This window comes from Phaeobacter sp. SYSU ZJ3003 (assembly GCF_041300735.1).
Lineage (GTDB): Bacteria > Pseudomonadota > Alphaproteobacteria > Rhodobacterales > Rhodobacteraceae > Phycobacter > Phycobacter gallaeciensis_A.
This window is the reverse complement of sequence record NZ_PXNU01000014.1, coordinates 68724-94613: the sequence shown is the minus strand read 5'-3', so window position 1 is coordinate 94613 and position 25890 is coordinate 68724. Positions and strand designations below refer to the sequence as shown.

Here is a 25890-nt window from a genome sequence, read left to right as displayed (position 1 = left end):
GGCCGGGCCCGCCAAAAGCGCAGCGTGAAATCGAATGCAGGCGACAACTACCTTGACGAACACCGGGTTCAATGGCGCCAACAGTGCGGGTTTCGATGGGTTCCTGTTGCATTGCGATTCCCTTTTCAACAGCATTGTTTTCAGAATCGAAACTGTTCTAGCCGAATGGCGAAATTGCACCCGAATATAGGAAAAAATGAGGCAGCCCATTTCGCTAAATGGCGATATTCGGACCTCAATCATTCCCGTTTAATCCCTGAAATTATTAAAAACTTATTAAAGATGCGCTGAACTGCGCGGTTTCCGCCAATCTCAAGCCGCATGGCAGCCACATTCCCTGACGAAACGTTGATGCGTGGAATTGGTGTGTGGAGATTGGGATGTCTGAGGTATCCGATTATTCGGCCCTATTATATTATCTGGACGATGACGTCTTTCGCTGGAACGGACAGACATCCGTGGGCACGCAGGTCGTTGTCACCTACAGTTTTGTCGAAACGCAGGATCTGGCGCCGGTATCGACAGATCCCTATGGCGCGAGCTCCTATTGGTCCTTCAGTGAGGTGCAGCGCGGTTATTTCCGGCAGGTGACAGAAGAGTTTGAGGCCACAGCCGGGATACGGTTCGTCGAGGTGGACGGCCCGGCCATGGTCAATGTCTTCGGTTTTAACGGTGGCAGCGCGGGCGGCTGGGCCGATATCGCGCTATCTCAGGACGGTCACACCAGTCAGGGAGACCTTGCGATCGGGACCAGCGCCCTTAGCCCCGGTAGTTATGGGTACGAAACCATGCTGCACGAGTTGGGGCATTCGATGGGGCTGAAGCATCCGCATGACGGGGATCTGACCCTGAAAGAGAGCCTGGATAACCAGGAAAACACCGTGATGACCTACAGCTATGATGGCTACAGCGTCACGGATCTCGGAACAATGGACGCCCAGGCGCTGCAGGACATCTATGGTGACGCCAGCGCCTTTGAAGATTGGAATGTCGGGCTCAATCGCGCGGGCAAGGTCAAGATCCGCGCGACGGGCGAGGACGATGTGATGGTCTCCACCGATCAGGCCACCGTGCTGGTGGGGCGCGGGGGAGACGACCAGCTCATCGGCCGCGAAGCAAAAGACGTGATGCGCGGCGGCGCAGGACAGGACACGCTGATCGGTGGGCTCGGCAATGACAAGCTGAATGGCGGCGGCGGTGGCGACGTGCTTTATGGCGGCATCGGAGAGGAAGACTACTCGGGCGGCGAGGACGATTCCGATGTGCTCCACGGACGCGGCGGACGTGACCAGATCTTCGGTGGCGGCGGTGACGATCGGTTGACCGGTGCGCGGGGCGCGGACACCCTTGAGGGTGGCAACGGAAACGACCGCTTGCTGGGAGGCGGTGGCGGCGACGTTTTGAACGGTGGCGACGGAGATGACGTCCTGACCGGTGGCGGCGGCGCGGATGTCTTCGTCTTTACGGACGATGATTTCTATGATGCGAATACCATCACCGATTTCACATCCGGCGTCGATGTAATCGATGTTTCGCAGGTCGATCCTGAATATTTTGGTGAACTGACCTTCCAGCAGGACGGCGCTGATACTGTGCTTAGCTACTACGACTGGTTCGAGATCCGGCTGCAGGGCTTTGCCGGCAACCTGACCGAAGGCGACATTCTGTACCTATAGAAATACCGTCTCGCGCGTTTCGGCAGACCGGTGTTGCGGTCTGCCTTTTCTCAGTCGGCCTATCACGAGCCTCAGGACGATGTGCCTGTCTCGGCCTCGATCTGCTTGCGGCTCTTGCGGGCGCGTTCGGTGGCCGATTTCAGCTGACCGCAGGCAGCCAGAATATCCTCGCCGCGCGGGGTGCGGATCGGCGAGGCATAGCCTGCCTGGTAGATGATATTGGCAAAGGCGTGGATGCGGTTGTTCGACGACCGTTTGTAGGGCGCGCCGGGCCATTCGTTGAACGGGATCAGGTTCACTTTGGCCGGAATGCCCTTGATCAACTCTACCAGACGATGCGCGTCTTCGTCGCTGTCATTCACATCTTTCAGCATCACATATTCAAAGGTGATGCGTTCGGAATTGGTCAGCCGCGGATAATCGCGCAGCGCGTTCAGCAGCGCCTCGATGTTCCAGCGCTTGTTGATCGGCACCAGCTTGTTGCGCACCTCGTCGGTGGTGGCGTGAAAGGACACCGCCAGCAGGCAGCCGATTTCCTCGGCGGTGCGGGCGATTTCCGGCACCACGCCCGAGGTCGACAGGGTGATCCGGCGGCGCGACAGGGAAATCCCCTCGGGGTCCATGGCGATCTTCATCGCATCGCGCACGTTCTCGAAATTATAAAGCGGCTCGCCCATGCCCATCAGCACGATGTTCGACAAAAGACGGGTTTCGTCCTTGGGCGCGCCGGGTACGGGCCATTCTTCCAGATCGTCGCGCGCCATCATAACCTGCCCGACGATTTCACCCGCTGTCAGATTGCGCACCAGTTTCTGGGTGCCGGTGTGGCAGAAGGAACAGGTCAGGGTGCATCCCACCTGGCTGGAGATACACAGGGTGCCGCGGCCTTCCTCGGGGATATAGACCACCTCGACCTCGTGCCCGCCGGCGATGCGCACCAGATACTTGCGGGTGCCGTCGCTCGACACCTGCTTGCTGACCATCTCGGGGATGGCGATTTCGAAATGCTCGGCCAGCTGGGCGCGGTAGGCCTTGGCGAGATTGGTCATCTCAGCAAAGTCGCGTTTGCCCCATTGGTAGATCCATTGCCAGATCTGCCCGACCCGCATCTTGGCCTGCTTTTCCGGCGTGCCGTGCTCGATCAGCGCCGCGCGCATCTGCTCGCGGGTGAGACCCACAAGGTTGATCTTGCCGCCCTCGGGCTGTTTGCGGGGCAGGGTCAGAACGTCTTGGGTGATCGGCGCGTTGGCGGTCATGGCAGGGCGACTCGGATTTATGGGCTGGATGCGGCTCTATATAGGAGTTTGACCAAAGATCAAAAGATTTCCTCCCCAGATAGCACTGCAGAGGGGCTTGGGGTGGGGCGATAGCAAAAGCCCCGACTGCTGTCGCGGCCGGGGCAAAACGGTACTTTTATGCGAAGGGCCCGGCTTAATTACTGGGTGCAGCGCTTTTCCGCATCCTCGACTGCGGCAGTGAACCCAAGCAAGGAGAACCGGTCCTTGGTTTGGGTGCCGCGAGCCGAACGGGCGGTCAGCACCGCGTCTGATCCCCGTTTCATCGCGGTGATGATTTTAGCATCATCCGCTGGGGTCGCGGGCCAGGCCCATTCACCTTCGGTGAAGAGTTCGAATTCGGAATCCCCGATCACCATGTTGACGGTCGATCCGGGCGCGAAGGGGTATCCACCGGTAAAGCTGACCTGACCTTTGTCACTGTCATCCGGGCGATAGAGCACGAACAGCTGAATGTCGCTGCGGCGCACGGCGACAACCCGACCATCACGCGTATTGACGGTTTCCTTGGGGGCGGAAACGCCCCAGCATTCGGTTGGGTTTTCGCCTTGAAAAACGCTCCAATCCACGTTGGCGCCAACGCGGTTATCCGTTTTTGCTTGCTGTGCGTTCGCGCTGGTGGCCAATGCGGCCACACACAGGCCCGCGGCCAAGCGGGCGAGTTTCGATGCCATTTGTCCCGACTCCAAGACTGTCATAACCTCAATTTCAGGGAAATCGTACCGGGGCTGGCAGCGTTTTGACCGCCGTCTTTGCCCGTTTCCCCTGCTTGCCTTACTGAAGCACACTAACGTAACAATCACCACGAGCGAAAGTGCGTTTTGGCAGGATTTCGCCAAGAAGCGAGGCAGATATCATGAATAAACCCGTACCTATGGCCGAGATCTGGCGTGGCTCCCTTTTGGAAAGCCTGCATCTGGGGCATGCGGTCATCTGTGACGCCAGCGGCCAGATCGTGCGAAGCTGGGGTGACCCGGAGGCGGTGATCTATCCGCGCAGCTCGGCCAAGATGATCCAGGCGCTGCCGTTGATGACCTCCGGCGCCGCCGCAAAATACGGGCTGACATCCGAGCAGCTGGCGCTGTCCTGTGCCTCGCACAATGGCGCCCATATCCACACCGACCGGGTCAATGCCTGGCTCGGTCAGCTGGGGCTGGCGGATAGTGATTTCCGCTGCGGCCCGCAGGAACCGGCCGACATCCCGGCGCGCAATGAGCTGATCAAGACCGATCAAAGCCCCTGCCAGGTGCACAACAACTGCTCGGGCAAACACGCGGGCTTCCTGACCCTGAACCAGCATCTTGGCGGTGGGGCGGACTATGTCGAGATCGATCACCCGGTGCAGCAGGCCTGCCTGTCTGCCTTTGAAGAGGTCACCGGACTGGAGAGCCCCGGATATGGTATCGATGGCTGCTCGGCGCCGAATTTTGCCACCACCGTGCACGGTTTGGCGCGGGCGATGGGCTGGTTTGCCTCGGCGCACACACGGTCCGACCGGGCCTCTGAAGGGGCGGCGCAGCTGGTGGCGGCGATGGCGAAACACCCCGAGCTGGTCGCCGGGGAAACCCGCGCCTGCACCAACCTGATGCGCGCCATGGGCGGCCGGGTGGCGATCAAGACCGGGGCAGAGGCGGTGTTCGTCGCCATCCTGCCCGAGCAGCAGCTGGGCGTTGCGCTGAAGGTCACCGATGGCGCAACCCGGGCCAGCGAATGCGCCATTGCGGCCATTCTGGTGGGGCTTGGCGTTCTGGAGGCGGATCACCCGGAAACTCGCAAATATCTGAATGCGCCGCTTCTGAACCGGCGTAATATCGATTGCGGCGCCATCCGTCCCGCTGCCGAACTGGCATTCTGAATCGCTAGGGCGGGCTCCCGCCCGTCGGTCAGCTTTTGAAAAGCCGCCCTCCCGTTGGGCCCAGCGCCGCGCGATGCGCGGCGCTGGGCCCAAGGCCGCCATGGGGTGACGGCCCCAGGGCCGTTGCACCTGCGGGCGCGGGAGAGGCCCGGACGCTATATGGCGCGCCTTCTCGTCGGCCCGGGGTTCTGCCTTTAGAGCATGTCGAAGATCAGTTTCATCGCCAGCGCCACCGAAGTCAGAACCAGCAGCGGTTTGATCAACCGAGCGCCAATCTTCTGCGCCAGCCCGGCGCCCAGCCGCGCCCCTGCGATCTGCGCAAGACCCATGGCCAGTCCGGTCATCCACCAGGGCGTCGCAACAAAGGCAAAGGCGACCAGCGCCCCGGCGTTCGAAGCCAGGTTCAGCAGCTTGGTGTGGGCCGTCGCCTTGAGAATGCCGTAGCCCGCCAGCGACACGAAGGCGAGCATGTAAAAACTGCCCGCACCCGGTCCCAGCAGCCCATCGTAGGCCGCGCAGAGCGGCACCATGGTGCCCGCGAACAAGGCAGGTGACAGGCGGCGCGCGCGGTCGAGATCGCCAAGCCCCTTCTTGGTGGCAAAGAAGACCGCGATTCCGATCAGTAGCAGTGGCAGGATCATCCGGATCCACTCTGTCGGCAGAACCGAGACCAGAAGCGCCCCGGCGATCGCTGCGACAAAGGCGATCAGCGCTGATCCCCCCTGCCGACGCAGGTCCACATGGCCGCCGCGGGCATAGGACAGGGCCGCGGTGGCGGCGCCGAACAGGCCCTGGATCTTGTTGGTGGCCAATGCGGTGACCGGGTTGGCTCCCGCGATCAGCAGCACGGGAACCGTGATCAGTCCGCCGCCCCCGGCGACGGCATCGATGAACCCGGCAAGAAACCCGGCTGTCATCAACAGCAGAAGGGTTTCGATCCCGACCTCAAAGCCGGGCAATAGGTCGAGCACGTCTATCAGGCCTGGAAATCGCTGCGGGCATAGCCCTGCACATAAAGCAGCGCAGTGAGATCCCCGTGATTGATCCGGATATCACATTCCGCCGCCACCGACGGCTTGGCGTGCAGCGCTACGCCTGCCCCCGCACGGCTGAGCATGCCAAGATCATTAGCACCATCCCCGACGGCGATCACCTCCGCCTCAGTCAGACCCAGCCGGGCGGTGATCTCTTCCAGCGCGTTGACCTTGGCCTCGCGTCCCAGGATCGGGCGGGCCACATCACCGGTCAGCGTGCCCTCTGCCGTCAGCAAGGTATTGGCGCGGTTTTCGTCAAAGCCGAGCTGGCCCGCGACCCGCGCGGTAAAGGCAGTGAACCCGCCCGAGACCAGCGCCGTATAGGCGCCGTTTGCCTTCATCGTGGCGACGAGCTCTGCCCCGCCCGGCATCAGGGTGATACGGGTGTTCAGAACCTCGGTGATCATGCCTTCGGACAGGCCTTTCAGCAGGCCGACCCGTTCGGTCAGGGCGCCTTCGAAATCAAGCTCGCCGTTCATCGCGCGGGCGGTGATGTCCTTTACCCGTTCCCCGACGCCAGCGACCTCTGCCAGCTCGTCGATGCATTCCTGCTGGATCATGGTGGAATCCATATCCGCCAGCAGCATGCGTTTGCGGCGTCCCTCGGTCGGCTGGATGACCAGATCGACAGCCATGTTCTGCAGGTCCTGCCAGACGTCCCATTGGTTATCCGGCAGTGTCTCCAGCACAAACTCGGCGGCCACGTCGGGGGCCAGCCACTGGGCCTCGCCGCCGCCCCAGGCATTGCGCAGGGACTCGACCAGGGTCGCCTCAAGGCAGGGCGCCGCAGGATTGCAAAGCAGGGTGACGGTATACATGAGCAGGCTCCGGAGCGGGGGAGAGACAGGAACAGGGTGAATTGCGGCATGTCATAGCGAGGCGGGATCGCCGGGGCCAGCCCCTGCGGCCAATCGCGCATGTGTGCCCGCGCCAGTGGTCAGACCTTGCCGTTCTGCGACATCAGCACCGCCAACCAGCGGGTGGTCGGGATTTCGGCCAGGATGATCATCACCATCGCGGTTAGTGGTACCGCAAGAATGGCGCCGGTCATGCCCCAAAGCTCGGTCCACAGCGCCAGCGCCAGCAGAACCGAAAACGGGCTGAGGTTGACCGAATGCCCAAGGTATTTCGGCTCAACGTAGTAACCGATGATCATCTGGGGCGTCATCAGCGTCACCAGCGCCAGCGCCGCGTGGCCGAAGGAGCCGAACTGGATCAGGCTGATGGTGACCGGAAAGAACACCGCGATGATCGAGCCGATATAGGGAATGTAATTGAGCAGCCCGATCAGGATCGCCCAGAAGGCCGGGTGGGCAATCCCCAGCATTAGAAGGATCGCATAGGACACCAGCCCCAGAATGACGTTCACCAGCGTCTTTGCTGCCAGATACCCTCCGATCTTGTCGTTGATCTTGCGGGCCAGCTCCAGTGTGCGCTCGGCATCTTCCGGCTCGTTCATTGCCATCAGGGTCTTTTCCGGCAGCCGGTCCAGTTCCGTCAGGATGAACACGGCGTATAGCGCGGCGCTGACGATCAGGGTGCCGCCGTTGCTGATGGTGGCAAGCATCGCGGGCATCAGCGTGGTGGCGTCGATCAGGTCCAGCAGGCTTTCGCCCAGGTTGGCCCAGCTGGGCACTTCGTCGACGCCGAGATAGGTCAGGAAATCGTGTTGCAGCTTATCGAGATTGGCGGCGTATTGCGGCAGGGCGGCAGAGATCGCCGTGGCGCTGGCTGTAATGAAGGAGGCCAGCACCATGAAGGCGGCAAGAATGGCCAGCAGCACCAGCAGCCGCCGCGCAGTACGGGGCAGGCGGCCGAACCCCGGCACATCGGCCAGAACCTCGGCGGCGGTGGTCAGGATGTAGACGGCGATCACGGCCACGAGGATCGGCAACAGCACGGCCTGACCGGCGGTCAGCAGCCAGCCCACCATCAGCAGCAGCGCAAAGGAATAGGTCACCAGCGCCAGTTTGCTCATCCGCGAAATCCGATTCGAAACACCATGGAGACAGACAACAGCATCCCATACCTCGCCGCAATGACAGAGCCTGTACGGGGCAGATCGGGTGCCGATCCGGGGTGGAAAGTTTCCGAAAGGCGTCAGGAGGGGTCGCAATTGCGCGCCAGATCGCCGCAATCTGTCGTTTTGCGTATTGCGCGGCCGCGCGGCAGGCCTTAGCTCCGTCCGTGGGACACCCCTCCCCAACGAGGGGCATTTATCTGGAAGGATAGCATCAATGGCTAACCAGCAACCGGCTACGCGGCCGGCCAATCCGCGTTTTTCCTCTGGCCCCTGTGCCAAACCCCCCACATTCGATCTGACCAAACTCGCAGATGCGCCTCTGGGCCGCTCGCACCGTGCCGCTGTCGGCAAGGACAAGCTGAAGGCCGCCATCGAAGGCACCCGCGAAGTTCTGGGGATCCCCGCTGACTACAAGATCGGCATCGTGCCCGCATCGGACACCGGTGCCATGGAAATGGCCATGTGGAGCCTGCTGGGCGCCCGCGGCGTCGAGATGCTCGCCTGGGAGAGCTTCGGTTCCGGCTGGATCACCGATGTGGTCAAGCAGCTGAAACTGGATGCCGTCGCCAAGACCGCAGACTACGGCGAGATCGTCGATCTGGCCTCGGTCGATTTTGCCAATGACGTCGTCTTTACCTGGAACGGCACCACCTCGGGTGTTCGCGTCCCGAATGGCGACTGGATCCCGGCGGATCGCGAAGGTCTGACCCTTTGCGATGCCACCTCGGCCGCCTTTGCGCAGGACCTGCCCTGGGACAAGCTGGATGTGACCACCTTCTCTTGGCAAAAGGTGCTGGGCGGCGAAGCGGCCCACGGCATGCTGATCCTCTCACCGCGCGCGGTTGAGCGCCTGGAAAGCTACACGCCCGCATGGCCGCTGCCGAAAATCTTCCGCCTGACCAAGGGCGGCAAGCTGATCGACGGTATCTTCTCCGGTGCGACCATCAACACGCCCTCCATGCTGGCGGTCGAAGACTACCTCTTCGCGCTGGACTGGGCGCGTTCGGTTGGCGGTCTTGAAGGGCTGCAGAACCGCGCCAATGCCAACACCAAGGCGGTTGCCGATTTCGTCGAACTGCATGACTGGATCGATTTCCTGGCCAAGGATCCGGCGACCCTGTCGAACACCTCGGTCTGCCTGAAGTTCACCGATGACCGCATCAAGGACGGCGCCGCCTTTGCCAAGGCCGTGGCCAAACGTCTGGAAGCGGAAAACATCGCGCTGGACATCGGCGCCTATCGTGACGCGCCTGCCGGCCTGCGGATCTGGTGCGGTGGCACGGTCGAAACCTCGGATATCGAGGCCATGCTGCCCTGGCTCGAATGGGCCTTTGAGGCCGAGATCGCCGCGCAAGGCTGATCAAGCGACTTCGCCCGGCGGCACCGCCGGGCAGCGCCCGACCCTCCCCAAGGAGGGCGCTTTGCACCCACCAGGGTCGGACGCTTCCCTCGTTCAAAATTGACGGCCTTTCCACAGGCCCCCGCACAAAGGACCACCAGACATGGCCCCCAAAGTACTCATTTCCGACAAACTCTCCGAAGCCGCCGTTCAGATCTTCCGTGATCGCGGCATCGAGGTCGACTTCCAGCCCGACCTTGGCAAGGACAAGGACAAGCTGGCCGAGGTGATCGGCAACTACGATGGTCTTGCCATCCGCTCGGCCACCAAGGTCACCGAGAAGATCCTCGAGAACGCCACCAACCTCAAGGTGATCGGCCGCGCCGGTATCGGCACCGACAACATCGACAAGGAAGCCGCGTCGAAAAAAGGCGTGATCGTGATGAACACGCCCTTTGGCAACATGATCACCACCGCCGAACACGCCATCGCGATGATGTTCGCCGTTGCTCGCCAGATCCCCGAAGCCTCCGCCTCTACCCACGCGGGCAAATGGGAAAAATCCAAGTTCATGGGTGTTGAACTCACCGGCAAGACCCTGGGCGTCATCGGTGCGGGCAACATCGGCGGCATCGTCTGTGACCGTGCCCGTGGCCTGAAGATGAAAGTCGTTGCCTATGACCCCTTCCTCGGTCAGGAGAAGGCCGACAAGATGGGCGTCGAAAAGGTCGAGCTGGACGAGCTTCTGTCCCGCGCCGATTTCATCACCCTGCACGTGCCGCTGACCGATCAGACCAAGAATATCCTGTCGGCTGAAAACCTCGCCAAGACCAAGAAGGGCGTGCGCATCATCAACTGTGCCCGCGGTGGCCTGGTCGATGAAGAGGCGTTGGCGGAAGCACTGAAATCCGGTCACGTTGCCGGTGCGGCCTTCGACGTCTTCTCGGAAGAGCCGGCCAAGGACAACGTGCTGTTCAATCTGCCCAACGTGGTTTGCACCCCGCACCTGGGCGCCGCCACCACCGAAGCCCAGGAAAACGTCGCCCTGCAGGTGGCCGAGCAGATGGCCAACTACCTGCTGACCGGCGCCGTAGAGAACGCGCTCAACATGCCCTCGGTCACGGCGGAAGAAGCCAAGGTCATGGGACCCTGGATCAAGCTGTCCGAGCATCTGGGCGCCTTCATCGGCCAGATGACCGATGACGAGCCGATCAAGGCGATCAACATCCTCTATGATGGCTGCGCGTCCGAGATGAACCTTGAGGCGCTGAACTGCTCGCTGATCGCGGGGATCATGAAGTCGATCAACCCGGATGTGAACATGGTCTCCGCCCCGATGATCGCCAAGGAGCGCGGCATCAAGGTGTCGACCACCAATCAGGAACAGTCCGGTGCCTTTGAAGGCTACGTGAAGGTGACCGTCGCCACCCCGACGCGTGAACGCTCCATCGCGGGCACCGTGTTCTCGGATGGCAAGCCGCGCTTCATCCAGATCAAGGGCATCAACATCGACGCCGAAGTGGGTGAGCACATGCTCTACACCACCAACAACGACGTGCCGGGCATCATCGGTACTCTGGGTAAGACCATGGGCGATCACGGCGTCAACATCGCGAACTTTACCCTGGGCCGCGCTGTGGCTGGTGGTGAAGCGATCGCGCTCTTGTATGTCGATGGTGTGGTCCCGGCCGAGGCCCGCGCCAAGCTGGCCGAAACCGGCCTGTTCAACCAGATCAAGCCGCTGCAATTCGACGTCAAATAACCTGCCTTATGGCCTGAAATCGGAGAAGCCGCCCCTTCACTTGGGGCGGCTTTTTCATGTTCCGCTGAGCTGCGCGCCGCTTATTTCCGGATCGATCGCAGGACGACCACAAAAAACACCAGCATCCCCGCCAGGGTCAGCACCGAGCCGAGCTTGGCCAGCATTTCATTGTGACTGGCAATGGCCATGGCAATGCCCGGCACGATCAGGCCCAGCCCGGCGGCAGACAGCGCAAAATGCAGCTTTGGCAGCAGCCCCTGATCCGCGGCTGGCACCAGATGATAGTAAAAGCCGAAGATCGCAAAGCTGACCCAGCCGATCAGGTTGAGATGCCCATGCGCCGGCGACAGGACGTGATCGCCCGTCGCGGCCATCTGGATGCCCCAGACCATACCCCCAAGCGCCGCGCTGACCGCGACAATGAAAAATGCGGATGAAATACCTTTCATCTGATCGTCCCCCTTGAACTCACCAAAAACGCCTGCCGTATCATCCCATGCCCGCCTTGAATGGCGGATCGGTTGCGGCAGGTGGCGACAACTGTGACCGGTTTCCGGTTTTCGATCCACATATTTCCCGCGCTGCGCCACCGGGCAGAGGGCGTCATTCGCGGCTAACCTTCGGCGTCCCACAGGCTGCCCCTTGTGGTAGGGCGGTGCATCGGCCATCTATTCCCTATAGCAGCCAAGGAGATGCCCATGCCCGCGCCGATCTACGCCATAGGAGACATTCACGGACAGCGCGAGATGCTGGAAGAGGCGCTGGAGCGGATCGCGGCGGATGGTGGTCCCGATGCTCAGGTGGTGTTTCTTGGCGATTACGTGGATCGCGGGCCGGATTGCCGGGGTGTCTTGGACCTGCTGATCGAAGGGCAGGAGGCAGGCAAGAACTGGACCTGCCTGATGGGCAACCACGACCGCATGTTCGCGATGTTCATGGAGGACTATCCCCGCAACGATGCCCGACTGCTGGTCGGCTATCACTGGCTGCACGAGAAGATCGGCGGGGTGCAGACGCTGGCCTCTTACGGGGTCGATGTTCCGGAACGGGCGCGTATCCACGAGGTGCACGAAGAAGCGCGCGCCGCATTGCCGGAGCGCCACCGGGATTTTCTGGCGGCCCTGCCCAGCCACCATGAACAGGGCGAGTTGTTGTTCGTCCATGCGGGCATCCGTCCCGGCGTGCCGCTGCAGGCGCAGACCGAGGATGACAAGATCTGGATCCGGCATGAATTCCTCGACGACACCCGCCCACACCCTTGGCTGGTGGTGCATGGCCACACCCATGTCCCAAGCGCTGAGCATCGCGGCAACCGTGTCAATCTGGACAGCGGCGCAGGCTTTGGCCGCCCGCTGAGTGCTGCCGTCTTCGAAGGAAAGGACTGCTGGCTTCTGAGCGATCAGGGGCGCAAAAGCATAGGCTCCGCCTAACCAAAAGAACCGCGTTTTTTACGCAGAATCCCAGCGCTTTTCGTCGCAAATCACAGAGAATTGTGCTAATAGTGAACTGTGGCTGGACGCTACTTTACGAGTTTTATTCTGTTTTTCTTCTCGGTTCTGGGATGACATGTTTTAGCGCCAGTCACGCCAATTTATCGCGCTTGACCAGATTGCAAACCGCCCCTTGATAGGGCGGTTTTTTGTTGTTTTATTGGGTGCTGCGCATGATTTTGGGCGTTGTTCTGTCCGCGCCGTTTGGTCAAGTCCAGTCTAGAATCACCTTGCCGCACTGACCGGATTTCATGGTCGAAAACCCATCTTTGAACGAATCTATTCCGAATCGGTTTGTGATGATTTCCGAGATATCGAGGCCGTTCTGCAGCATGGCGATCATCTTGTACCAGGTCTCGAAAATCTCGCGCCCGTAGACCCCTTTCAGGGTGATCGCCTTGAAGACGATGCGGCTCCAGTCGACCGGGGATTTTCCGGGCGGAATGCCAAGAAGCGCGATCTTGCCGCCCATCACCAGTGCTTCGATCATCTGATCAAGCGCGGATTGGTTTCCTGACATCTCAAGCCCGACATCAAAGCCCTGGGTCATGCCCAGTTCCGCGATGACGTTTTGCAAGTCTTCCTGAGCCACGTTCACGGCACGGACATCCGCGACCTTTTCGGCAAGGGCCAGCCGCGCTGGGTTCACATCGGTGATCGCCACATGGCGCGCACCAACGTGGCGGGCAACCGCTGCGGCCATGATGCCGATGGGTCCGGCGCCGGTGATCAGCACGTCCTCCCCCACCAGATCAAAGCTGAGCGCGGTGTGAACCGCATTGCCCAGAGGGTCCAGAATCGCGCCGATGTCATCCGGAATTTCATCCGGCAAAGGCACCACGTTAAAGGCGGGCAGGCGCAGATACTCGGCAAAGGCACCCTGTTCGTTGACGCCGATGCCGCGGGTTTCGGGATCCAGATGGAACTTGCCAGCCCGCCACTGGCGCGAGTGATGGCCGATCAGATGCCCTTCGCCCGAGCAGCGTTGACCAATCTTCAGATCCGTCACGTTGCTGCCAAGCTCGACGATCTCCCCGGCGAACTCATGCCCGGTGATCAGCGGGACGGGCACAGTGCGTTGCGCCCAGTCGTCCCAGTTCCAGATATGCAGATCGGTGCCGCAGATGCCGGTCTTGTTGATCTTGATCAGCACATCATCCGCGCCGATCTCGGGCACCGGGGCCTCGACCATCCAGAGGCCCTCTTCGGGTCTGGATTTTTCCAGGGCCTTCATGGTGTTCGGTATCCTGTCAGGCCGTGTCATGAGATCACTCCCAGCGATTTGCCCACCTTGCCAAAGGCGGCAAGGGCGCGGGTCAGTTCTTCTTGCGTCAGGGCCGCGTTCATCTGGGTGCGGATACGCGCCTGGCCGCGCGGCACCACCGGGAAGAAGAAGCCAGAGACATAGACGCCTTCGTCAAAAAGCTGCGCCGCCATGTCCTGCGCCAGCTGCGCCTCGCCCAGCATCACCGGGACAATGGGATGCTCGCCGGGCAATAGATCAAAGCCTAGGCTTTCCAGCCCCGCGCGCCAGAACCGGGTGTTCTCGAACAGGCGTGTGCGCAGATCCGCGCCCTGTTCGACAAGGTTCAGCGCCTCGATCCCGGCAGCAACGATGGAGGGCGGCAGCGAATTGGAGAACAGATAGGGCCGCGCCCGCTGCCGCAGCAGGTCGATCACTGGCTGCGGCCCGGCGATATAACCGCCGATGGCCCCCCCAAGTGCTTTGCCCAAAGTTCCCGTCAGAATGTCCACATCGACACCGAAATGATCCGGCGTCCCGGCGCCATGCGGCCCCATGAACCCCGTGGCGTGGCAATCGTCCACCATCACCACGGCGTCGTATTTGTCCGCGAGCGCGCGGATCTCAGGCAGTTTGGCCAGGTAGCCATCCATCGAGAAGACGCCATCGGTGGCGATCATGATATGGCGTGCGCCATCCTCGCGGGCCTGTTTCAGCCAGGCCTCCAGATCATTCATGTCACTGTTGAGGTAGCGATAGCGTTTCGCTTTGCACAGGCGCACCCCGTCGATAATCGAGGCATGGTTGAGGCTGTCCGAGATGATGGCATCCTCGGGGCCGAGCAGAGGTTCGAACAGCCCGCCATTTGCATCAAAACAGGCGGCAAAGAGGATGGCGTCATCCTTGTTCAGGAACTTTGCCAGCTTCTGCTCCAGCTCGCGGTGGATGTCCTGGGTGCCGCAGATAAACCGGACCGAGGCCATACCGAACCCCTTGTCATCCATGACATTGCAGGCGGCGGAGATCAGATCGGGGTGATCCGCCAGTCCCAGATAGTTGTTGGCGCAGAGGTTGATGACCTCGCGGTCGCCCACCGTGATTTCGCCCCCCTGTGGGGAGGTGATCATTCGTTCCCGCTTGGTCAGACCTTCGGCTTCGATCGCGTCCAGGGTCTTGGCGATATCGGTCAAAAAGGCGTTGGACATGGGGAATCTCCTTCTACGTCGGAAGTGTGTCTATCATAACGGATTTGATTCCCAAATAGGGGAAATTCTTAATGACGGAAAAATATCCGTGAAACTGGAATTTTGGATTGAGATGGTATTGGAATCTAATGACCGGATGGCATCAATGTGCTCAGCGCCCGCCGTGGGGTGGGCAGGGGCGTGCCTGCCGCATGCGCGACAGGCCAACAGGATCGGCTCCGGATCGGGCTCAGCCGTTCTTGACGATCAGAAAGACCCGTGCTGCGCTATCTGGTGCGGTGATGTTGTGGGGTATATCGGCGGCATAGCGCGCGGTGTCCCCTGCGTGCAGGCGCATATGGGCGCTGCCAGATGTGACAGTGATGTCGCCCTCCAGCACCGTCAGATGCTCGGCCGTTCCGCGTCCGTGCGGCTGGCTGTCCAGCGCGCCGCCCGCATCAAGCAGGATATCGTAAACCTCGTGCCCGCCTGCGTCCTCGGGCGGGGAGAGGATGCGGATCCGGCAGCCTTGCCCCATATTGTCGATGGTGGGCACATCACCGTCGCGCAGCACCTCGATCCGGTCCGCCTTGTCAGCAGCGTCCAGCAGCCCGGCAAAATCCACCTGCAAGGCGCGCGTCAGGTTCCATAAGGTGGCAATCGTGGGGCTGGATTCACCGCGCTCAATCTGGCTGACCATGGAACGCGAGACGCCCGACAGGTTCGCCACGGCTTCCAGGCTTAGGCCCTTGGCGCGGCGGGCCTCTTTCAGGCGCGATGGCAGTAATGTCAGGATATCGTCTGTGTTTTCCGGCATAACGGAACCGTGCGGTTTGCGTCTTGATTTGTCAATGACGGTACGTTTGACAAGACAGCGGATGCTGCATCTGCATAATGCGCGCAACTGACTCGTGAGGAGAGAAAAATGACCGATATCGTGATCCTGGACGGCGCCCGGACCGCCATTGGCACCTTTGGTGGCGCTTTGGCGAACACTGCCCCCATCGACCTGGCCACCGTGGCTTCCAAGGCGGCGCTGGAGCGTTCGGGCGTGGCCCCGGAACAGATCGGCCACGTGGTCTTTGGCCATGTGATCAACACTGAACCGCGCGATATGTACCTGTCCCGTGTCGCAGCAATGCAGGCAGGCATTCCCAACGGCACCCCGGCGATGAACGTGAACCGTCTGTGCGGATCGGGTGCGCAGGCCATCGTGTCGGGTATCCAGTCGCTGATGCTGGGGGATGCGGATTACGCCCTGACCGGCGGCGCCGAGAACATGTCGCGCAGCCCCTTCATCACGCCGTCGGCGCGCTGGGGTCAGAAGATGGGCGATGTGAAATCGCTGGACATGATGCTGGGCGCGCTGAGCTGCCCCTTTGGCACTGGCCACATGGGAGTCACTGCGGAAAACGTGGCGGATGAACACGGCGTCACCCGCGAGCAGATGGATGAATTCGCGATGACCAGCCAGACCCGCGCCGCGGCGGCGATCGAGGCGGGGCATTTCGCCAGCCAGATCGTGCCGGTTGAGGTCAAGGTCAAGCGCGACATGGTGCCGTTTGAGGTGGACGAACACCCCAAGGCAACCTCGATGGAGGCGCTGGCCGGTCTGCGTCCGGTGTTCCAGAAGGATGGCCGTGTGACCGCGGGCAACGCCTCGGGCATCAATGATGGTGCAGCGGCGCTGGTTCTGGCGCGGGCCGAGGCGGCTGAAAAAGCCGGTCTCACGCCCAAGGCGCGGGTCGTCGGATACGCCCATGCTGGTGTGCGCCCCGAGGTGATGGGCATCGGCCCGGTCCCTGCGGTGCAGAACTTGCTGAAGAAAACCGGCCTGAAGGCGAGCGATTTCGACGTGATCGAATCCAACGAAGCCTTTGCCGCGCAGGCGCTGGCTGTGAACAAGGAACTGGGACTTGATCCAGCCAAGGTGAACCCGAATGGCGGCGCCATCGCACTGGGCCACCCGGTTGGCGCCACCGGCGCGCTGATCACCATCAAGACGCTGTATGAACTGGAGCGCACTGGCGGCAAGCTGGGCCTCATCACCATGTGCATCGGCGGCGGTCAGGGCATCGCCCTGGCGATCGAACGTCTCTGATAAGCGATAACTGGCGCGTGTGGCAGGTCCACGCGCGCCGGGTTTCAGGGGGCAGACCTCCAACAGGAGGGCAAATCCGCGCGGGAGACCTTGTTCTTGCTTGCCGCGGTCAGCCTGCAAATACTGCTGTGCTGCTTTTGGTCGTTTCTGCTGATATTGATTTACCTCAACTACAAAACCATGTGGCGCGCCTAGTCTCCGAGTCCGGTGGACGCGATGGAGCGGTGTTTTGATAGGTGCACTTTCGAACAGAGTTTTGAGGGCTTTATCGATGTTCGCGGCGTCTCTCTGTGTCGGTTGTGATCAAGAGACCGCTGGCGCAGCGGGATTGACTGCGTCAAATGTTCTGGTCGCCCCCTTGGTCTACCCAGTAGCGGCTGCAGCGCAGTTGGGTAGAAACCAAGAGAACACTGTTCAACCCGTTCTTGTCACGACTGGTGATGGAAAGGTTCTCTCGCCAAGTTTCGAAGGAACGCCTGAAGCTGAATTCCGGACTTCAAGAAGAACGGTTATTTGTTCAGGAGAGATCCCGTATTTTCGCGGAGCTGACGTCCACGATGGTTTTATCCCCTGCAGTGGCGGAAAAAGAGCGCAAGCGAAGCTTTTTTCTCACTACGGTAAGCAACTGGTTCTGGACATTGGTCCGGCGAATGTTGCTGTCAGGGAACTTAATAGACCTCAAGCCGCATATCCGATTTATGCGCTGGGGGAGGTCGAATTCCGTTGCAAAGGCAACTACTCCAGCTCATCTGGTAGCGCGGCGCCATTTATGGTCGGCTGCGGTTCTAGGTTCAGCGAGGGGGTGGGAGCCGTTTCGCTTCAGGCCAAGGACGGAAAGCGAAAACACTTGACGGTTTGGGTCGACGCCCCCCTTTGATCTTCGACCAGTTGCGGATTGTGGGCATCTTCACGGCCCAATGGTTTCGGCTTTTTGCGTGACTTGCCGGAGCCGACCGTGTTCAGAGTACAAGCGCCAACAGCCCCACACACAGACCACCTGCACCGGCCCCGATAATCGCCGGCGCAAGCCAGCCCCAGGAACTGCGTGGGTGCGCCTCTGTGTCCTGCACCTGCGCGACAAGCGCTCGTTCCACCAGCGCGGGCAGGCGCGGGCCAAAGCGGGCCATCACCCGGGCCGTGCTGAGCAGATCCGACGCCACCGCGCGCGGGCCGATGGATTTCTTGATGTAATCCTCGACCACGGGGCGGGCGGCTTCCCAGATGTTGATATGAGGATCCAGCGAACGGGCGACACCTTCAACAACGACCATGGTGCGTTGCAAAAGGATCAGCTCGGTCCGGGTTTCCATGCCGAACCGCTCGGTCACCTCGAACAGATAATTCAGCAGGCGGCCCATGGAGATATGGCTGGCGTCCATGCCAAAGATCGGCTCCCCGACCGCGCGCAGGGCGCGGGCGAATTCATCCACGTCTCGGTCGGCGGGGACATAGCCGGCTTCGAAATGCACCTCGGCGACACGTTTGTAATCGCGCTTGATGAAGCCAAACAGGATTTCGGCGTAAACCCGGCGGGTGTATTCGTCGATGTGCCCCATGATTCCGAAATCATAGGCGATGATATCGCCATTGGCGGCGACCTTCAGATTGCCTTGGTGCATGTCGGCGTGGAAGAAGCCATCGCGCAGGGCGTGTTGCAGGAACAGGGTCAGCACCCGTGCGCCCAGCACCTGCCTGTCGTGGCCCGCCGCATCGATGGCGTCATTGTCACCCAGCGGCACACCGTCAGCCCAGCCCAGCGTCATCACCCGGCGTGCCGAGTGGTTCCATTGAACCGGCGGCAGGGTAAAGCCCTCGTCCTGTCCCGTGTTGGCGGCAAATTCCGAGGCGGCGGCGCTTTCCAGACGCAGGTCCAGCTCACCCTGTACCACGCCGTCGAAATGTTCGATCACATCCATAGGGCGCAGGCGCCGGGCGCCAGGGGCGAAAAGGTCGACGATGCGCGCTGCGAAATAGAAGGCGTCCACGTCTTTTCGGAAGGCGCGTTCAATGCCGGGGCGCAGCACCTTTACGGCGACGTATTCTCCGGTATCTGCCAGCCGCGCCCGATGCACCTGCGCGATTGATGCGGCGGCAATCGGCTCGCTGAACTCGGAAAAGACCTCATCCACCGGTCGGCCCAGCTCTTTTGCCACTTCGGCCATCGCAACTCCGCGCGGGAAGGGGGGCAATTTGTCCTGTAGGACGCGAAGCTGCTGGGCCAGATCATCGCCCACCACATCGGGACGGGTGGACAGGACCTGTCCGAACTTGATGTAGGCCGGTCCCAGCGCGGTCAGAGCGCGGGTCGCGGCGGGCATCTGTGGATCGCCCTTGTAGCCCAGCCATTTGAATGGCCAGCCAAGGGTATGCGCCAGGATGCGCAGCGGCTTTGGCGCTTCAAAGGCGTCCAGTACCACGTTCATGGCGCCGGTACGCTCCAACGTGGCGCCGGTGCGGATCAGGCGGATAATGTTGTGGGGACCGCGCATGGATCAGATCTTCCAGCCGGAGTGCAGCGCCGCGATGCCCAGGGACAGGTTGCGGTATTTTGCATTCGCGAATCCGGCGTCCTTTACCATCTGAAGGAAGGTCTCTTGGTCGGGGAATTTGCGGATCGATTCGACCAGATACTGATAGCTGTCGTAGTCATTGGCAATCAGCTTGCCCATCCGGGGGATGACGTTGAAGCTGTAAAGATCATAAAGCTTCTGCATGCCGTCATTCGGGAGCTGCGAGAATTCCAGCACCATCAGGCGGCCACCGGGTTTCAACACGCGGTAGGCCTCCTCCAGCGCCTTTTGCGGGCGGGTGACGTTCCGGATCCCGAAGGAGATCGTGTAGACGTCAAAGGTATTGTCCTTGAACGGCAGCGCCATGGCATCGCCTGTGACCCAATCCAGGCTGTCGGCCATCTGAGCGGCTTCTGCGCGCATGCGGCCTTCCTCCAGCATTGGCTGGGTCAGATCCAACACGGTGGAATGGCCGTGCCCGGCGCGTTTCAGGAAGCGGAAGGAAATGTCGCCGGTGCCGCCTGCCACGTCCAGAAGACGCTGACCGGGGCGCGGCGCCAGCCAGTCCATCATCGCATCCTTCCAGATGCGGTGGATGCCGACGCTCATCACGTCGTTCATCACGTCGTATTTCGAGGCAACAGAGTTGAAGACGCCCTGCACGCGGCCCGCCTTTTCCCGCTCGGGAACGGTTTCAAAGCCGAAATGGGTGGTGGTGTCGTTTGTATCGCTCATGCGGCTTGCCGTTTTCCTAGGTTCGTCCCAGTTATAGGGCGCTTGCGGTCGGGCACAATGCGGCCCATGCATCTAAAGTGTCAGGAGCGATGTAATGCCAGAATTGCCAGAGGTCGAGACGGTGCGCCAAGGTTTGGCGCCTGCAATGGAAGGCGCGGTGATAACGCGGGCCGCAGTGAACCGCCCGGATCTGCGCTGGCCCTTCCCCGATCGTATGGCGGAGAGGTTGACCGGAGCCCGGGTCAATGCACTGAGACGCCGGTCGAAATACATCCTGGCCGATCTCGATACGGGGGAAACCCTGCTGGTGCATCTGGGCATGTCGGGCCGCATGACGGTCTCAGGGGATCCGCTGGGGCGTTTCGTACATGAACATCCGCAGGCCCAGAAGCACGACCATGTAGTGCTGGACATGGACAATGGCGCGCGCATCACCTTCAACGATCCGCGCCGGTTTGGGGCGATGGATCTCTTGGAGACCTTCACGGCAGAGCAGCACAAGCTGCTGTCGGTGCTGGGGCCAGAGCCGCTTGGCAATGATTTCCACGAAGATCACCTGACCGCTGCCTTCAAGGGACGCAACACGCCGGTGAAATCGGCCCTTCTGGATCAGGGAATCATCGCCGGTCTGGGCAATATCTACGTCTGCGAAACGCTGTTCCGGGCCGGGATCTCGCCCAAAAGAAAGGCAGGGCAGATTGCCGCGCCGCGCGTGGCGGCGCTGGTGCCGATCATCCGCACCGTGTTGGAAGATGCCATTCGCGCCGGTGGCTCCTCGCTGAAAGATTTCCGACAAGCCAATGGAGAACTTGGATATTTTCAGCATACCTTTGATGTCTACGGCCGCGAGGGAGAGCCGTGTCGGCGGGAGGGATGCGGCGGAACCATTGCGAGAATCACCCAATCCGGGCGATCGTCTTTCTACTGTGGCAAGTGCCAAAGATAGCTTGAACGAGATATGTCTCGTGATAATGACTCGTTTCTGAACGGAACAATCGAAAGCGATACCCATGGCCTATGAGACGATCAACGTCGAAGTGAAGGACCACGTTTGCCTCATCAAGCTGAACCGACCCGAAGCGTTGAACGCGCTCAATCAAGAGCTGCTGACTGAACTCTGCGCCGCCCTGGAAGAGGCGGACGCCAGCGACAAGGTGCGCTGCATCGTTCTGACCGGTTCGGAAAAGGCATTCGCCGCAGGCGCGGATATCAAAGAGATGTCTTCGATGAGCTTCACCGAGGTGTTCTCGACCAATCTCTTCGCCTTCGTGAACGATCGCATCACGGCCGTCCGCAAGCCGATCATTGCCGCGGTATCAGGCTATGCGCTGGGCGGTGGCTGCGAGCTGGCGATGCTCTGCGATTTCATCATCGCGGCAGATTCGGCCAAGTTCGGTCAACCCGAAATCAACCTCGGCGTCATCGCCGGTATCGGCGGCACCCAGCGTCTGACGCGTTTCGTCGGCAAATCCAAATCCATGGATATGAACCTGACCGGTCGTTTCATGACCGCCGAAGAAGCTGAGCGCGCCGGTCTGGTGTCGCGCGTGGTACCCGGCAAGAAGCTGATCGAAGAAGCGATGGGCGCAGCCCAGAAGATCGCCGAGAAATCCCTGCTGACCGCGATGGCCGTCAAGGAAACCGTGAACCGCTCTTACGAGCTGCCGCTGAGCGAAGGCATGCTGTTCGAGCGCCGCGTCTTCCATTCGATGTTCGCCACCGAAGATCAGAAAGAAGGCATGGCGGCCTTCCTTGAAAAGCGCGAAGCGCAATTCCGCGACAAGTAAGCCGCCCGTACCGATATGAATGCGAAAGGGCAGGCGCGGCCTGCCCTTTCTTTTTGAAAACCGGCCTCGTGTCTATTGGCCTTGCCAAGGTTTGGCAGCCTCTGTATAGACCTCCGCCATACATGCGCGTGCAGCCCGCCTAGGCTAGAATCACACCGGTGGTCGGATCCGGGTTCGGCTGGCATTGCGTCTATTGAAAAACACGAACTCGATACAAAGGTCAGACACCATGGCAAATTCGCCCCAGGCAAAGAAACGCGCCCGTCAGAACGAAAAGCGTTTTGCTGTAAACAAAGCCCGTCGTTCGCGCATCCGCACCTTCCTGCGTAAAGTTGAAGAAGCAATCGCATCCGGCGACAAAGAGGCAGCAACCGCAGCTCTGCGCGCAGCCCAGCCCGAACTGATGCGCGGCGTGACCAAAGGCGTCTACCACAAGAACACCGCCTCGCGGAAAGTGTCCCGCCTGGCCGCCCGCGTCAAAGCGCTGGGTTAAATCTTAAGAAATCTGAAATCTGCCATTGGTGGGTTTTTTACGGAAGGCATCGCGATTTGCGGTGCCTTTCTTTTTTGATCGCTTCTTAAGCCAGTGCTGCAGGCGCGAGAGATTCTTTGCGGCCAAAGCACGAGTCAACATCATAGTTTCGTTGCCGCTTCCCCCCACAAATTGCTACCACTAATACAGCGATTCACTCGCTGGGGGACAGGCTGCTCGCGGTGATCTTAACGGGCATTAAGATCACTTCTAGGGCTCAGATATATTGCGGTCATGCCAGATCGCAGTGGTCTGATACCAGAGCCGTGCCAGATGATCTGGCACATGGTCTTGTTTCGATTTTGGTGCATATCGACTCAACGCGTGTTGTGCGGCGGTCGAAGGATTTTGTGTGTGTTTCAGGATCCGTACCGCCCGACATGGGTACTGCGTCTGGTCTGACCGGCACGCACCGAATGTCCTGTGTGTGAACGCGCCTCCGGACGGGGAGGCTTGATGAAACGATAGGTCGAAAATGGCCGCTGCTTTTGGGGACGCGTGAGGCGTAGCATGACGGAAGAAAAATGGGGACAGCTCAGACAACGATTGCTCAAGACAGTCGGTCAAAACAATTTCACCACCTGGATCGAGCCGCTTGAATTCAGTTCGGTCGATGAAGGCGTCGCGGTCTTTCATGTGCCGACGAACTTCATGGGGAACTATGTCAGCCAGAACTTTGCAGATCTGATTCTGCACGAGCTCAGCATGTCCGGTGAATCGGTACAGCGGCTTGCGTTTAAGGTGGCTGCCAACTCACCTGCCCGCCCGGTGCGGCAGACGGAACGGGCCGCTGAACCCTTTGCCGAAATGGCCGAGGCGAGTACTGTTCAGGCGGGCGCTGCTGCGCGGACCGAGGATGCGGCTGCGTCGTCTTCGTTGTCGCGTGACGGGTTGGATGCCTTGCAGGCGGCACCGCTGGATCCGCGGTTTACCTTTGACAGCTTTGTTGTCGGCAAACCGAACGAGCTGGCCCATGCCGCTGCGCGCCGCGTGGCCGAGGGTGGTCCGGTGACCTTCAATCCGCTGGTGCTCTATGGCGGTGTTGGCCTGGGTAAAACCCACCTGATGCACGCCATCGCCTGGGAGCTGAAAGAACAGAATCCGCAGCTGAACGTGCTTTATCTGTCGGCGGAACAGTTCATGTACCGCTTTGTGCAGGCGCTGCGCGAACGCAAGATGATGGACTTCAAACACCTGTTCCGCTCGGTCGACGTGCTGATGGTGGATGACGTGCAATTCATCGCGGGCAAGGATTCCACGCAGGAAGAATTCTTCCATACCTTCAATGCGCTGGTGGACCAGAACAAGCAGATCATCATTTCGGCGGACCGTGCCCCGGGTGAGATCAAGGATCTTGAGGACCGCGTGAAATCGCGTCTGCAATGTGGTCTGGTGGTGGATCTGCACCCCACCGATTACGAACTGCGTCTCGGCATCCTTCAGACCAAGGTGCAGCAGCACCGCGAAACCTATCCGGGCCTTGAAATCGCTGATGGCGTGCTCGAATTCCTGGCGCATCGCATCTCGACCAACGTGCGTGTTCTCGAAGGCGCTCTGACCCGTCTCTTCGCCTTTGCCTCGCTCGTTGGGCGCGAGATCGACATGGATCTGACACAGGACTGTCTGGCCGATGTGCTGCGCGCCTCGGAGCGTAAAATCACCGTCGAAGAGATCCAGCGCAAGGTGTCGGAATACTACAACATCCGTATGTCGGACATCATCGGCCCCAAGCGCCTGCGTTCCTATGCGCGGCCGCGGCAGGTGGCGATGTATCTGTGCAAGCAGCTGACCAGCCGGTCGCTGCCGGAAATCGGCCGCCGTTTTGGCGGGCGCGACCACACAACCGTGATGCATGGTGTCAAACGGATTGAAGAGCTGAAGACGACCGACGGCCAGATCGCCGAAGACGTCGAAATGCTGCGCCGCTCCCTGGAGGCGTAAGCGCGATCCGACCGAGACGTGACAATGCGGCCCCGGAAATCCGGGGCCGTTTTTCCATGCAGGACCGGGATGCCATTTGTATGCCAGCGGGCAACGTTTGACGGTGTTCTGCGCCCTGCCGATCACAGGCCCCTTGACGCTGCCTCCTTTCCCTTGGAGAAGTCGATAAAAAGCCTTGTATGGCAGGGGTAAACCGCTAATTTGCTTATCCCGGCCACTGCCTGAGGCAAGACAAAAAGGACAAGGGACATGAAGATCAGCATCGAACGCGGCACGCTTCTCAAGGCTGTGGCCCAGGCACAATCGGTCGTAGAGCGGCGTAACACCATTCCGATCCTCGCCAATGTGCTGATCGAAGCCGAGGGCGATACCGCCCAGTTCCGCGCCACCGATCTGGACATCGAAGTGGTCGACAAGGCCCCCGCGCAGGTTGAGCGCGCCGGGGCGACCACCGTGGCTGCGACCACTCTGCATGAGATCGTGCGCAAACTGCCCGACGGCGCGCTGGTGACGTTGACGGCCGATGCCGCTACAGGCCGACTGACGGTCGAGGCAGGCCGGTCGAACTTCTCGCTGGCAACCCTGCCGCGCGAAGATTTCCCGGTGATGGCCTCGTCCGAGTATCATTCGAATTTCACCGCCAACGCGGCCATGCTGCGTCGCCTGTTCGACAAGTCGAAATTTGCGATTTCGACCGAAGAGACGCGCTACTACCTGAACGGTGTCTACATGCATGTGGCCGACAGCTCCGAAGGCGGCAAGGCGCTGCGCTGCGTGGCGACCGATGGTCACCGTCTGGCGCGGATCGACGCGCCGTTGCCGATGGGCGCCGAGGATATGCCGGGCGTGATCGTGCCGCGTAAAACCGTGGGTGAGCTGCGCAAGCTGCTGGACGATGACGAGATGGACATCGCCGTCTCCGTCTCCGAGACCAAGGTTCGCTTTGCCACGCCGAACATCACCCTGACTTCCAAGGTGATCGACGGCACCTTCCCGGATTACACCCGGGTCATTCCGGTGGGGAACACCCGCCGTCTGGAAGTGGATGCAGCCGAATTCGCCAAGGCTGTGGACCGGGTCGCCACCGTCTCTTCGGAACGTTCCCGTGCGGTTAAACTGCAGCTGGAAGAAGATCGCCTGATCCTGTCGGTCAACGCGCCCGACAGCGGCGCCGCCGAGGAAGAGCTGGCGGTTGCCTACAGCGACGAGCGCCTGGAAATCGGCTTTAACGCCAAGTATCTGTTGGAGATCGCCAGCCAGGTGGACCGGGAAAACGCGGTATTCCTGTTCAACTCTTCCGGCGATCCGACCCTGATGCGCGAAGGCAATGACGAAAGCGCGGTTTACGTCGTCATGCCGATGCGCGTCTGACGGCACGGATCC

At 60.8% G+C, this 25890-nt stretch carries 24 protein-coding genes; 12 read left to right on the top strand and 12 right to left on the bottom strand.

What is annotated here, in order from left to right:
• Positions 1–243 (bottom strand): hypothetical protein (locus C6W91_RS06670; RefSeq protein ID WP_370570589.1); only part of this gene is annotated, 243 nt, incomplete at its 3' end.
• A gap of 137 nt (positions 244–380) precedes the next feature.
• Here C6W91_RS06670 and C6W91_RS06665 point away from each other — a divergent pair.
• Positions 381–1676, top strand: coding sequence for a type I secretion protein (locus C6W91_RS06665; RefSeq protein ID WP_274837914.1), 1296 nt, complete (start codon positions 381–383; stop codon positions 1674–1676).
• A 71-nt stretch (positions 1677–1747) separates the two neighbouring features.
• On the opposite strand, the gene rlmN is transcribed toward C6W91_RS06665, so the two are convergent.
• On the bottom strand, positions 1748–2932 hold the full coding sequence (gene rlmN / locus C6W91_RS06660) for a 23S rRNA (adenine(2503)-C(2))-methyltransferase RlmN (RefSeq protein WP_274837915.1): 1185 nt from the start codon (positions 2930–2932) through the stop codon (positions 1748–1750).
• 179 nt (positions 2933–3111) lie between these two features.
• On the bottom strand, positions 3112–3645 hold the full coding sequence (locus C6W91_RS06655) for an invasion associated locus B family protein (RefSeq protein ID WP_274829412.1): 534 nt from the start codon (positions 3643–3645) through the stop codon (positions 3112–3114).
• 182 nt (positions 3646–3827) lie between these two features.
• On the opposite strand from C6W91_RS06655, the gene C6W91_RS06650 reads away from it, so the two are divergent.
• On the top strand, positions 3828–4826 hold the full coding sequence (locus C6W91_RS06650; RefSeq protein ID WP_274829413.1) for an asparaginase: 999 nt from the start codon (positions 3828–3830) through the stop codon (positions 4824–4826).
• 194 nt (positions 4827–5020) lie between these two features.
• On the opposite strand, the gene C6W91_RS06645 is transcribed toward C6W91_RS06650, so the two are convergent.
• The 3 genes from C6W91_RS06645 to C6W91_RS06635 form a co-directional block, all read right to left on the bottom strand.
• On the bottom strand, positions 5021–5743 hold the full coding sequence (locus tag C6W91_RS06645) for a TSUP family transporter (RefSeq protein WP_065273669.1): 723 nt from the start codon (positions 5741–5743) through the stop codon (positions 5021–5023).
• 59 nt (positions 5744–5802) lie between these two features.
• Positions 5803–6678 (bottom strand): phosphoserine phosphatase SerB, encoded by an 876-nt coding sequence (gene serB, locus C6W91_RS06640; RefSeq protein WP_274829414.1) that lies wholly within the window; start codon positions 6676–6678, stop codon positions 5803–5805.
• A gap of 119 nt (positions 6679–6797) precedes the next feature.
• Positions 6798–7838 carry an AI-2E family transporter gene (locus tag C6W91_RS06635; protein WP_274829415.1) on the bottom strand — a complete coding sequence of 347 codons (1041 nt, stop codon included), beginning with the start codon at positions 7836–7838 and terminating at the stop codon, positions 6798–6800.
• A 259-nt stretch (positions 7839–8097) separates the two neighbouring features.
• On the opposite strand from C6W91_RS06635, the gene C6W91_RS06630 reads away from it, so the two are divergent.
• Both C6W91_RS06630 and serA read left to right on the top strand, forming a co-directional pair.
• Positions 8098–9243, top strand: coding sequence for a phosphoserine transaminase (locus C6W91_RS06630; RefSeq protein WP_274829416.1), 1146 nt, complete (start codon positions 8098–8100; stop codon positions 9241–9243).
• A 142-nt stretch (positions 9244–9385) separates the two neighbouring features.
• The gene (serA, locus tag C6W91_RS06625) at positions 9386–10984 is read left to right on the top strand and encodes a phosphoglycerate dehydrogenase (RefSeq protein ID WP_274837916.1); all 1599 of its coding nucleotides are present in this window, start codon (positions 9386–9388) and stop codon (positions 10982–10984) included.
• An 80-nt stretch (positions 10985–11064) separates the two neighbouring features.
• On the opposite strand, the gene C6W91_RS06620 is transcribed toward serA, so the two are convergent.
• Positions 11065–11652 carry a hypothetical protein gene (locus tag C6W91_RS06620; protein ID WP_274839012.1) on the bottom strand — a complete coding sequence of 196 codons (588 nt, stop codon included), beginning with the start codon at positions 11650–11652 and terminating at the stop codon, positions 11065–11067.
• 30 nt (positions 11653–11682) lie between these two features.
• On the opposite strand from C6W91_RS06620, the gene C6W91_RS06615 reads away from it, so the two are divergent.
• A complete protein-coding gene (locus C6W91_RS06615) occupies positions 11683–12414 on the top strand; it encodes a metallophosphoesterase family protein (protein ID WP_274837917.1) in 732 nt (243 codons plus the stop codon).
• A gap of 268 nt (positions 12415–12682) precedes the next feature.
• Here the strand turns inward: C6W91_RS06615 and tdh are convergent, their stop codons facing one another.
• From tdh to C6W91_RS06600, 3 genes are all read right to left on the bottom strand, one after another.
• Positions 12683–13738 (bottom strand): L-threonine 3-dehydrogenase, encoded by a 1056-nt coding sequence (gene tdh / locus C6W91_RS06610; protein ID WP_274837918.1) that lies wholly within the window; start codon positions 13736–13738, stop codon positions 12683–12685.
• Positions 13735–14922 carry a glycine C-acetyltransferase gene (locus C6W91_RS06605; protein ID WP_274837919.1) on the bottom strand — a complete coding sequence of 396 codons (1188 nt, stop codon included), beginning with the start codon at positions 14920–14922 and terminating at the stop codon, positions 13735–13737. Before C6W91_RS06605 ends, tdh begins: the two co-directional genes overlap by 4 nt.
• 229 nt (positions 14923–15151) lie before the next feature.
• Entirely contained in the window at positions 15152–15718 is a 567-nt protein-coding gene (locus tag C6W91_RS06600; protein WP_274835441.1) for a helix-turn-helix domain-containing protein, read from the bottom strand.
• Positions 15719–15826: 108 nt separating this feature from the next.
• Between C6W91_RS06600 and C6W91_RS06595 the strand changes: the two genes are divergently transcribed.
• Together C6W91_RS06595 and C6W91_RS06590 are read left to right on the top strand one after the other, a co-directional pair.
• A complete protein-coding gene (locus C6W91_RS06595) occupies positions 15827–17002 on the top strand; it encodes an acetyl-CoA C-acyltransferase family protein (protein WP_065272194.1) in 1176 nt (391 codons plus the stop codon).
• Between the two features lie 271 nt (positions 17003–17273).
• The gene (locus C6W91_RS06590) at positions 17274–17879 is read left to right on the top strand and encodes a hypothetical protein (RefSeq protein WP_274835440.1); all 606 of its coding nucleotides are present in this window, start codon (positions 17274–17276) and stop codon (positions 17877–17879) included.
• 82 nt (positions 17880–17961) lie between these two features.
• On the opposite strand, the gene ubiB is transcribed toward C6W91_RS06590, so the two are convergent.
• On the bottom strand, positions 17962–19491 hold the full coding sequence (ubiB, locus tag C6W91_RS06585; RefSeq protein WP_274835439.1) for a 2-polyprenylphenol 6-hydroxylase: 1530 nt from the start codon (positions 19489–19491) through the stop codon (positions 17962–17964).
• A gap of 3 nt (positions 19492–19494) precedes the next feature.
• Entirely contained in the window at positions 19495–20247 is a 753-nt protein-coding gene (ubiE, locus tag C6W91_RS06580; RefSeq protein WP_065272196.1) for a bifunctional demethylmenaquinone methyltransferase/2-methoxy-6-polyprenyl-1,4-benzoquinol methylase UbiE, read from the bottom strand.
• 94 nt (positions 20248–20341) lie between these two features.
• Between ubiE and mutM the strand changes: the two genes are divergently transcribed.
• The 5 genes from mutM to dnaN all read left to right on the top strand — a co-directional run bounded on the left by mutM (position 20342) and on the right by dnaN (position 25878).
• The gene (mutM, locus tag C6W91_RS06575; RefSeq protein WP_274829426.1) at positions 20342–21193 is read left to right on the top strand and encodes a bifunctional DNA-formamidopyrimidine glycosylase/DNA-(apurinic or apyrimidinic site) lyase; all 852 of its coding nucleotides are present in this window, start codon (positions 20342–20344) and stop codon (positions 21191–21193) included.
• Between the two features lie 64 nt (positions 21194–21257).
• On the top strand, positions 21258–22034 hold the full coding sequence (locus C6W91_RS06570) for an enoyl-CoA hydratase (protein ID WP_065272198.1): 777 nt from the start codon (positions 21258–21260) through the stop codon (positions 22032–22034).
• Between the two features lie 229 nt (positions 22035–22263).
• Positions 22264–22527, top strand: coding sequence for a 30S ribosomal protein S20 (rpsT, locus tag C6W91_RS06565; RefSeq protein WP_065272199.1), 264 nt, complete (start codon positions 22264–22266; stop codon positions 22525–22527).
• Positions 22528–23076: 549 nt separating this feature from the next.
• Entirely contained in the window at positions 23077–24507 is a 1431-nt protein-coding gene (gene dnaA / locus C6W91_RS06560) for a chromosomal replication initiator protein DnaA (RefSeq protein WP_274837920.1), read from the top strand.
• A gap of 249 nt (positions 24508–24756) precedes the next feature.
• A complete protein-coding gene (dnaN, locus tag C6W91_RS06555) occupies positions 24757–25878 on the top strand; it encodes a DNA polymerase III subunit beta (protein WP_065272201.1) in 1122 nt (373 codons plus the stop codon).
• The last annotated feature ends 12 nt before the right edge of the window (positions 25879–25890 follow it).